7 protein-coding genes and 1 pseudogene are annotated in these 9,298 nt (G+C 72.2%); 4 read left to right on the plus strand and 4 right to left on the minus strand.

The features are described from left to right. Positions 1-459: 459 nt before the first annotated feature. The gene (locus H5J30_RS36565) at positions 460-654 is read right to left on the minus strand and encodes a hypothetical protein (RefSeq protein ID WP_258563206.1); all 195 of its coding nucleotides are present in this window, start codon (positions 652-654) and stop codon (positions 460-462) included. Between the two features lie 932 nt (positions 655-1,586). Here H5J30_RS36565 and H5J30_RS09120 point away from each other — a divergent pair. Continuing rightward, positions 1,587-2,351, plus strand: coding sequence for an ABC transporter ATP-binding protein (locus tag H5J30_RS09120; protein WP_181786787.1), 765 nt, complete (start codon positions 1,587-1,589; stop codon positions 2,349-2,351). A 1-nt stretch (position 2,352) separates the two neighbouring features. Further along, the gene (locus H5J30_RS09125) at positions 2,353-4,941 is read left to right on the plus strand and encodes an ABC transporter permease (protein ID WP_181786789.1); all 2,589 of its coding nucleotides are present in this window, start codon (positions 2,353-2,355) and stop codon (positions 4,939-4,941) included. A gap of 273 nt (positions 4,942-5,214) precedes the next feature. Here H5J30_RS09125 and H5J30_RS09130 read toward each other — a convergent pair whose 3' ends face one another. Next, complete coding sequence (locus tag H5J30_RS09130) at positions 5,215-5,862, minus strand: hypothetical protein (RefSeq protein WP_309505473.1); 648 nt, start codon at positions 5,860-5,862, stop codon at positions 5,215-5,217. A 270-nt stretch (positions 5,863-6,132) separates the two neighbouring features. On the opposite strand from H5J30_RS09130, the gene H5J30_RS37450 reads away from it, so the two are divergent. After that, positions 6,133-7,155, plus strand: coding sequence for a helix-turn-helix transcriptional regulator (locus tag H5J30_RS37450; RefSeq protein WP_181786790.1), 1,023 nt, complete (start codon positions 6,133-6,135; stop codon positions 7,153-7,155). 47 nt (positions 7,156-7,202) lie between these two features. Here H5J30_RS37450 and H5J30_RS09140 read toward each other — a convergent pair whose 3' ends face one another. After that, positions 7,203-8,090, minus strand: coding sequence for an alpha/beta hydrolase (locus tag H5J30_RS09140; RefSeq protein WP_181786791.1), 888 nt, complete (start codon positions 8,088-8,090; stop codon positions 7,203-7,205). A 146-nt stretch (positions 8,091-8,236) separates the two neighbouring features. Here H5J30_RS09140 and H5J30_RS09145 point away from each other — a divergent pair, with 146 nt between their 5' ends. Continuing rightward, positions 8,237-9,103, plus strand: coding sequence for a helix-turn-helix domain-containing protein (locus H5J30_RS09145; protein WP_181786792.1), 867 nt, complete (start codon positions 8,237-8,239; stop codon positions 9,101-9,103). On the opposite strand, the pseudogene H5J30_RS09150 reads toward H5J30_RS09145, so the two are convergent. Continuing rightward, a pseudogene (locus H5J30_RS09150) lies at positions 9,100-9,298 on the minus strand (hypothetical protein); the annotation flags it as partial. The gene H5J30_RS09145 and the pseudogene H5J30_RS09150 sit on opposite strands and share 4 nt — an antisense overlap.

The following is a 9,298-nucleotide window of genomic DNA, read 5'->3' on the forward strand; positions in this document are numbered from 1 at the left end:
CGTGCAGGCTCATGGGGCATCCGCTCCGGGTGGCTGGGTACGGGGTGGTGGGCAGGCGGCCGGCGCCGCGGGCAACGCGAACAGCCCGAGACGGCGAGCGCCCCGGGGGGTCTCCAGCGTACGACGCCCCACGGACACCCCGCGCCCGCAGCAGGAATCCCCGCCCCCGGAGCCACGGGACGTGCGGGTACGCCGCAGGGGCCCCGGCCACCCCGGGTGTGGTGATCACGAAGCCCGGTCGGCAGGGCACGCGCGCGGGGCCGGGCCGGCGTAGCGGCCGGGTGCGAACCACCGAGCTGTCCCTGCACCACTCCGTCGACGGTGACCCATGTGATGGCCGTCAGCCCTTCCACGAGCGCCTCGGCCCCGGTCCGACACCGCCTCCCGGTCCTCTCCCGCCCGTAGACCGAAACGCGAATGGAGACCGAGCGACTTCCACGGGCGGCGACCGTCCCGGGATCAAGGAGAGCCGCTGCCCAGGATGGCGTCGATGACGTCGACGGTGCGGCGCGCAGAGGGGGCGGAGACGATCAGGACGACGAGCACGAAGGCGCCGGCGACCGCGTACGGCTCGGCGGCGGAGGGAAGGCCCAGCAGGGTGACGCCGACGACCGCGGCGGCGACACCACCAGCATCCCGAGGATGGCGAGGCATCCGATCACGAACAGCGGGCCGATCAGCACGACAGCCGCGAGACCCAGGGTCTCGAAGAGCTTCTCACCGCGCTCCGTGAGTTGGGGCCCCTGCGGCTCGCTCACCTCGCCCTTGTCGACAGGTTCCCCGAACACCGCGACCAGCAGGAAAAACCCGATGGTCACCAGGAGCAGCAACCCGGCCACCCTGGCCGCGAACAGTGCCGACCTCCGTAACCGGCGTAGCTCGTAGCGTCGGCGGAGCGCCACCCGCAGAGGCCCGGACAGTGCAGACGGGAGCTGTAGAGCGGGGAGGATCGGATCGGAGCCGCTCGATCACTTTGTCCTGTCGCGCCACCGGCGGGGCGGGCTCCCCGACGATGCGCTGGAGGAACCGGTCACCCCACCCGGTGCTGTCACTCTCCACAGCCAAGCATCCTGGCACGTTCAGCGGCTCCCGTGGCGGGGAGCCGGCTCCACCAGTCGTCGATCGCGTACCAGCGCGCTGCCGACCGGCCCCGCGCCCGCGGCACTCCCGCGGCCTCAGGGTTGCCCCGTCCCCCCGCCGCTTCGCGGACGGGCGGCGCCGCGGTCTCCGTACCGGCCCGACCCTGACGCCGTCCCCGCGGGCGCGCCCCGATCCCTTAGGGAGTGCCCCCCGGACAAGAGCCGGGGCGGGCTCATCCCCGCGGCCGACGGGACCGGGCCCCGCTCTATCTAGCCTGGTCAGGCGGGTCGACGGCGAGCACGGGGAGCCGGGCGGGGGGTCCTTCCCCAGTACCGGGGTGGGGATATCCCCACATCGGATACGGCGCCAGGCACCAGGGATTTCCCGGCCCCCGCTCACGAGACTCATACATACGACGAAGCAGCGCCGCAGCAACACCCGGGCGGCGCGGACAGCTTCCCCGGGCGGCTCCGCAGGGCGGTGCCGCAGACGAAGGAGACACGACAGTGACTACGGCTGTAGCGGCGCGCACGGCCGTCGCCGCACGAGCGCGACAGGTGACCAAGGCGTACGGCTCGGGGGAGACGCGGGTCCTCGCTCTCGACAATGTCGATGTGGACATCGCCCGGGGCCAGTTCACCGCCATCATGGGGCCCTCGGGCTCCGGCAAGTCGACCCTCATGCACTGCCTCGCCGGCCTCGACACGGTCACGGCGGGCCGCATCTGGATCGACGAGACCGAGATCACCGGGCTGAAGGACAAGAAGCTGACCCAGCTGCGGCGCGACCGCGTGGGCTTCATCTTCCAGGCGTTCAACCTCCTGCCCACCCTCAACGCCCTGGAGAACATCACGCTGCCCATGGACATCGCGGGCCGCAGGCCCGACCGCGAGTGGCTGGACCGCGTGGTGGGCACCGTGGGGCTGGCCGATCGGCTCAAGCACCGCCCGAGCCAGCTCTCCGGCGGCCAGCAGCAGCGCGTCGCGGTGGCGCGGGCGCTCGCCTCCCGGCCGGAGATCATCTTCGGCGACGAGCCGACCGGCAACCTCGACTCCCGCGCGGGCGCCGAGGTCCTCGGCTTCCTGCGCCGGTCGGTGGACGAGCTGGGCCAGACCATCGTGATGGTCACCCACGACCCGGTCGCCGCCGGCTACGCCGACCGCGTCCTGTACCTCGCCGACGGCCGGATCGTCGACGAGATGTGGAACCCCACCTCCGAGCAGGTCCTCGACCGGATGAAGTCCTTCGACGCGCGGGGCCGGGTGGCCTGAGATGACCGTCCTCAAGACCTCCATGCGCAACTTCTTCTCCCATAAGGGACGCATGGCACTGTCCGCGGTCGCCGTCGTCCTGTCGGTGGCGTTCGTGTGCGGCACGCTCGTCTTCTCCGACACCATGACCACCACCTTCGACCGGCTCTTCAAGGCCACCGCGTCCGACGTACGGGTCAGCCCCGAGGCCGCGGACAACGACGACGGCGACTGGGGCCGCAAGCCGCAGCCGACGCTGCCGGCCGCGGACCTGGCGCGCGTCGAGAAGGTCGACGGCGTCAAGGCCGCCGACGGCGAGGTCGCCAACGACGCCATCACCGTCGCGGACGCCGACAACGACAACCTCGGCTCCAGCACCGGCGCCCCCACCATCGGCACCAACTGGGACCCGCTGGAGCTGGAGTCCGTCGAGATCACCTCGGGCCACGAGCCGCGCGGGCCCACCGAGGTCGTCATCGACGCCGACGCCGCCGACAAGCACGACGTGCGGATCGGCGACAAGATCCGCACGATCGCCGACCCCGGCTCGTTCAGCTCCGAGGTCGTCGGCATCGCCACCTTCAAGATCACCAACCCGGGCGCGACGATCGTCTACTTCGACACCGCGACCGCGCAGGAGAAGCTCCTCGGCAAGCCCGACGTCTACTCCTCGATCAACCTCACCGCCGCCCCCGGCGTCTCCCACGAGGCGCTGAAGGCCAACGTGCAGAAGGCCGCGGCCGACTTCGGCGGCGACCCGCTCAAGGTGCAGACGAAGGACGAGGTCGTCGAGGAGAACAAGGACGACCTCGGCAGCTTCATGGACGTCATGAAGTACGCCATGCTCGGCTTCGCCGGCATCGCCGTCCTCGTCGGCATCTTCCTCATCGTCAACACCTTCTCGATGCTCGTCGCCCAGCGCACCCGCGAACTGGGCCTGCTGCGGGCCATCGGCTCCAGCCGCCGCCAGGTCAACCGCTCCGTGCTCGTCGAGGCCCTGCTCCTCGGCGTCATCGGCTCGGTCCTGGGCGTCGGCGCGGGCATCGGGATCGCGGTGGGGCTGATGAAGCTCATGGGCGCGGTCGGCATGGAACTCAACACCGCCGACCTGACGGTCAACGCCGCCACACCGGTCGTGGGCATCGTCCTCGGCGTCGTCGTCACCGTGCTCGCGGCGTGGCTGCCGGCCCGCCGCGCGGGCAAGGTCTCGCCGATGGCCGCGCTGCGCGAGGCGGGCACGCCCGGCGACCGCAAGGCCGGTGTCGTACGGACCGTGCTGGGCCTGCTGCTCACCGTGGCCGGCGGCGGGCTGCTCTTCCTCACCACCCGCGTCGACGAGGCGTCCGACGGCGCGATGTACCTCGCGGGCGGCGTGCTGCTGTCCCTGCTGGGCTTCATCGTCTTCGCTCCGGTGCTGGCGGGGCTGCTGGTACGGGCCCTCGCGGCCGGCGTACTGCGCGTCTTCGGCCCCGTGGGCCGCATGGCCGAGCGCAACGCGCTGCGCAACCCGCGCCGCACCGGGGCGACCGCGTCGGCGCTGATGATCGGCCTCGCGCTGGTCGCGTGCCTGTCGGTGGTCGGATCCTCCATGGTCGCCTCGGCGACGGAGGAGCTGGACAAGTCGGTGGGAGCGGACTTCATCATCCAGTCCGACATGGGCATGCCGATCGTGCCGGAGGTGGCGGAGGTCCTCGACGACGCCCCGCACATGGCGCACGTCACGCACTACAAGGCGCTGGGCGCCGACGTCACGCTGCCGGACGGCAAGACGGAGAAGGACTACAGCCTGACCGCCGCCAACAAGACGTACGCGCAGGACCTCAGGTCCGAGACCGTGCAGGGCAAGCTGACGGACGCCTACAAGAAGAACAGCATGTCGGTCGGCGAGGACTTCGCGAAGGACCACGGGCTGAAGATCGGCGACACCCTCGCCGTCGACTTCGAGGACGGCGGCCGGGCGGAGCTGACGCTGCGCGCGATCACCTCCTCCGAGACCACGCTGGACTCCGGTGCGGCGTATCTGAGCCTCGCCACGGCGAAGGACTACATCGAGCCGGGCGACATGCCGCACAACGAGATCATGTTCGGCAAGGCGAAGGAGGGTCAGGAGGAGGCCGCGTACGCCTCGCTGAAGAAGGCCATGGACCCGTACCCGCAGTACGAGGTGCGCGACCAGACCGACTTCAAGCAGACCCTGAAGGACCAGGTGGGCCAGATGCTCAACCTCGTCAACGGGCTGCTGGCGCTGGCGATCATCGTGGCGGTCCTCGGCGTCGTCAACACCCTGGCCCTGTCGGTGATCGAGCGGACCCGGGAGATCGGGCTGGTGCGCGCGATCGGGCTGTCGCGCAGGCAGCTGCGCCGCATGATCCGGCTGGAGTCGGTGGTGATCGCCCTGTTCGGCGCGCTCCTCGGACTCGGGCTCGGGCTGGCGTGGGGCACGGCGGCGCAGCAACTGCTGGCGCTGGAGGGCCTGAAGGTGCTCGACATCCCCTGGCCGACGATCGGGGTGGTGTTCGCGGGCTCGGCGGTCGTCGGGCTGTTCGCGGCGCTGGTGCCGGCGTTCCGGGCGGGCCGGATGAACGTGCTGAACGCCATCGCGACCGAGTAGCGGCGGTACGCGGTGGAGGGGCCCGGCGAAGCTTGGTGGGCGTCGCCGGGCCCCGTACCCGTTTCCGGAACGGGAGGCCCGGAACGGGTGGTCGGGCGGAGCCGCCTCAGGGCGGCCCGCTGCACGGGCCGGCGGCCCCACGGGGGTGGGACGCCGGCCCTCTTCAGTTGTCCTCCGGTCCCCCGGACTACCGCTGTCGAACCTCTGTTGCCGAACCTCCTGCCGAAGCCCGGCCGTGGCACCTCTGTTGTCGAACAGGCGGCAGCCGCGGGGCTACGGCGTCCAGACGACCGGGTCGTCCTCGTAGCCGTCCTCCTCGTACGAGGCACCCGCCACGCTGGCGCCCGGCCCGGCGCCCTGCAGCCGCTTCGTCTCGTACGACGCACCCGCCTCGGCGAACTCGTCGGGCGCCACACCCTCCTCGCAGCCCTCGATGTCCGCGCCGAAGACCGTCGCCCCGCTGTCGCCGCCGTCCGCGGTGACGCCCGTCAGGTCCGGCGGGTACGAGCCGCCGAGGTCGCTGCCGTCCGCGTTCTCGATCGTGAACTCGACGCAGAACGGCGTGATGTCCGCGTCGCCGTTCTCCCCGAGCGCGGCGTCGAAGGCCGCCTTGTCCACGTCCGACACCCCGGTGACGGTGATCCCGATGTGGCCGGTGGCCCCCGCCCTGTCGTACGGGACGACGGCGGTGTCGCCGATCTTCAGCTTCGTCCCCGGCGGCGTCACCTCGACCTCCTTCGGCTCGGCGGCCGGGCTCTCCTCCTCGGCCGCCGGCTCCTCCGGCTCCGGCGGGGCCTCCTGCGACGCCCCGGAGTCCGGGTCCGCGGCGGAGGAGCCGGAGTCGTCGTCGTCCGAGCAGCCCGCCAGGGCGAGTGCGGCGGCGCCGGCGAGCGCCAGCACGGTCATGCGAGTTCGGTTCACTGGGGATTGCCTTTCGAAAATGCGCGGTGGCGCGCGCGGTCTCTCGCGCTGGTCGTGCATGAGAGGCATGCAACAAGGACACGAGCGGGAACCGCACGCGCAGATTCGTGTCCCGACCCACGGTGGCAGCCGCACCCGGGCAGGTCATTGACGCTCTGACGACACTTTCTTGACGATGCGTCCACCGCGGGCGCCGGTCCGGGTAAAGAGCGGGTAAACGGATGCCCTAGGCTCGGGGGCCCTGCCTCGGGGGGCAGTTGGGATGGAGGCGTGATCGGGGACGAGTTCCGCAGCGACGACGTGCCGGCGGCGGAGCGGTTCGCGCACTGGCATGCCCGGATGCGCGAGCAGATGACGGGGTTCAGCATCCGGGAGGCGGGAACGGGCGGCGCGGACGGCGCCGGGTTCCTCTCCGAGGAGCTGGAGATCGGGCTCGGCGGGGTGACGGTCGCGTCCCGCAGGCTCTCCTCGGTGGAGATGCGGCGCAGGTCGGCCGGCGGCGGCACCGACATCTACCAGTTCCTCGTGCCCGTACAGGGCGCACTGCACACCGACTGGGACGGCCGCACCGGCATCTCCCGGCCGGGCGGCATGTACTTCCACGACGTGACCCGCCTCAACGCGCTCGGCTGCCGCGCCCCGGACGCCCGGGAGCCCTTCCACACGCTGACGATCGACATCCCCAAGGACAGCATCACGCTCCCGCCCGGCAGCCTCCAGCGGCTCGTCGGGCAGGACCTCCCCGGCGCCGAGGGGCCGGGCGCGCTCCTGACCGGCGTCGTCAAACACGTCCTGTGCAGCGCCGAGGTCTACCGCCCCACCGACACCGCCCGGCTGGGCACCGCCGTGCTCGACCTCGTGCACGCGCACCTGGCCCACCAGCTGGAGTCGCGTACGGCACAGCCCGCGCTGGAGCCGGAGCACCGCCAGCACGCCCTGCTGGTGCGCGTCGTGGACTTCATGCGCGACCACCTCGCCGACCCGGAGCTGACCCCGCAGTCGGTCGCCGACGCCCACCACGTCTCCGTCAGCTACCTGCACCGGATCTTCCGCGCGCACACCGCGGGCCGCGAGACCGTCGCGGGCTGGATCCGCCGCCAGCGCCTCGAACACGCCCGCCGCGACCTGGCCGACCCCGTCCTCGCCGCGGTCCCCGTGCACCGGATCGCGGCCCGCTGGGGCTACACCCACGCGGCGGCGTTCACGCGCAGCTTCCGCACGGCGTACGGGGTGACGCCGCGCGCGTACCGGCACGGGGACCCGTCGTCGCCTGCTGCCGACGGCGCGTCCTGAACAGCGGCGCCGCTACGACCGGGGCGCCGCCCGGCCCGTACGCCGGCTCAGGCCAGGTGCTTCCCGAAGAAGTCGACGAGCTTGGTGACGGCAGGAGTCACGTACTGGTCGCGGTCGTACAGATCGACGTGCGTGGCACCCTTGATGAGGCACAGCTCGGCGTTTCCGGGGCTGTCGGCCACCGCCTGCTCGGAGAATCCGCGGGTCACCGCCTCGGTGCCGGCGATCATGAGCAGCGGGCGGGGCGCGATCTTCGCGACGTCGGCGAAGGAGTCGAACTGGTCGAGGAGATCCGCACTGCGCACGACCACGTCACCGGTGGAGCGCGGGTGCCGGCCGCGGGGCGTCTTGTAGTAGTCGACGAACTCGGCCGTCGGGGCCGGGGTGTCGGCATCGGCCTCCTCCGGCAGCACCGCGAACGTGGCCGCGGGCCGGCCGGCGGCCTCGGCGCTGCGGAGCTTCCCGGAGTTCGCCACCATCTCCTGCCAGCCCTCGGGGTCGGCGCCCCGGAAGAAGCTGGGAACGTCGGTCCCGGAGACACCCGCGACGGCCTTCATGCGGTGGTCCGTCTGGGCGGCGTAGGGCACGTAGGCGCCCGAGCCGCACACCCCCATCACGCCGATGCGGTCGGAGTCGACCTCGGGGCGGGTGGTGAGGTAGGAGACCGCCGCACGGAAGTCCTCGGCGCGCTGGAAAGGGTCCTCCAGGCCGTGGGGCGCGCCCTCGGATTCGCCCTGGAAGGCGGCGTCGAAGGTCAGCACCGCGAAGCCCTCCCCGACCAGGCGCGAGGCGTACACCGCCGGGGACTGCTCCTTGACGCCGGTCGTCTGGTGGCCGACGACGATCGCGGCGAACGGCCCGTCACCGTCCTCGGGAAGGTAGAGGTGGCCGGCGAGCTGCAGGCCGTTGGTCGGGAAGCGGACGTCAGTCCTCATCTTCTGCTCCTGGGGTCGCGGGTCGCCGGCTGTCTGCGGGCTCGTATCCACTGTCCGGCCGGCAGCCGGGGGGCAGGAAGGTCGGGCCGCTTCCTAGGAAGGATCTCTCCCAGGCAGACGTCCCGCCCGGCTGCCATGCTGAACGGGTGACCGGTTCCGCACACCTCCGTGAGCTGGGCGAGTTCCTCAGACATCGCCGCGGCCAGCTCACACCGGCGCAGGTCGGGCTGCCCGAGCGCGGGCGTACCCGGCGCCGCGTCCAGGGGCTGCGCCGCGAGGAGGTGGCCGAGCTGGCCACGATCAGCACCGACTACTACGTGCGCATCGAGCAGGGCCGCCTGGCCCCGTCGCCGGCGGTGCTCGACGCTCTCGTACGGGAGCTGCGGCTCGACGGCGACCAGAGGAAGTACGTGGAAGGGCTGGTCGGCCAGGCCGCCCGCGCCGGGCGCCGCAGGACGCCGCGCCGAACGGCGCGGCCCCGGGTGCACCCGCACCTCTCCCGGCTGCTCGGACAGCTCACCGGCACGCCCGCCATCGTCTTCGGGCCGCGGCTCGACATCCTCGCGTGGAACCCGCTGGCGGCGCGGCTGCTGTGCGACTTCGCAGCCGTGCCGGAACCCGAGCGCAACTACGTCCGCATGGTCTTCACCGACCCGGTGATGCGCGAGGTCTACCCCGAGTGGGAGGACGTGGCCCGCACCTGCGTCGAAGTCCTGAGGATGGAAGCCGGCACCCATCCCACCGATCCGGCCCTCACGGCTCTGGTGGGCGAGCTGTCCGTGACCGACCAGCAGTTCCGGGTCTGGTGGGCCGAGCACCGCGTCGCGCACCAGGACTTCGGCAGCAAGCGCATCGCCCACCCCGCCGTCGGCGACCTCACCCTCGACTGGGACACCTTCCGCTACGCCGGCGCACCGGAACAGCAACTCGTCCTCTGGTCCGCGGAACCCGGCACCCGGGACGCCGAACGGCTGGCCGACCTGGCCCGCGGCACCGCGCCGAGTCGTGACTAGTCGTCCCCGTGGGGCGAGGGGCCCGGGACCGTGCCGGTGGCCGGGTCCGAGTCGGGGGCGCGGCCCGTCATCGCCGTGAGCGTGGCGCGTACGTGCTCCATGTGCGCCGACAGCTCCTCGCGGCGGACCTCCGCCTCGCGCAGCGCGCGCTGCGTGTCGCGTTCGATCTGCTCCGCCTGCCCCACCGCCTCCGCC

The organism is Streptomyces phytophilus (assembly GCF_013870535.1).
Classification (GTDB): domain Bacteria; phylum Actinomycetota; class Actinomycetes; order Streptomycetales; family Streptomycetaceae; genus Streptomyces; species Streptomyces phytophilus.

Excerpts from the sequence above, each read along its gene's own strand:
- H5J30_RS36565 (WP_258563206.1), bottom strand. The coding sequence starts at position 654 with ATGCCTCGCCATCCTCGGGATGCTGGTGGTGTCGCCGCCGCGGTCGTC.
- H5J30_RS09125 (WP_181786789.1), top strand. The coding sequence starts at position 2,353 with ATGACCGTCCTCAAGACCTCCATGCGCAACTTCTTCTCCCATAAGGGA.
- H5J30_RS09140 (WP_181786791.1), bottom strand. The coding sequence starts at position 8,090 with ATGAGGACTGACGTCCGCTTCCCGACCAACGGCCTGCAGCTCGCCGGC.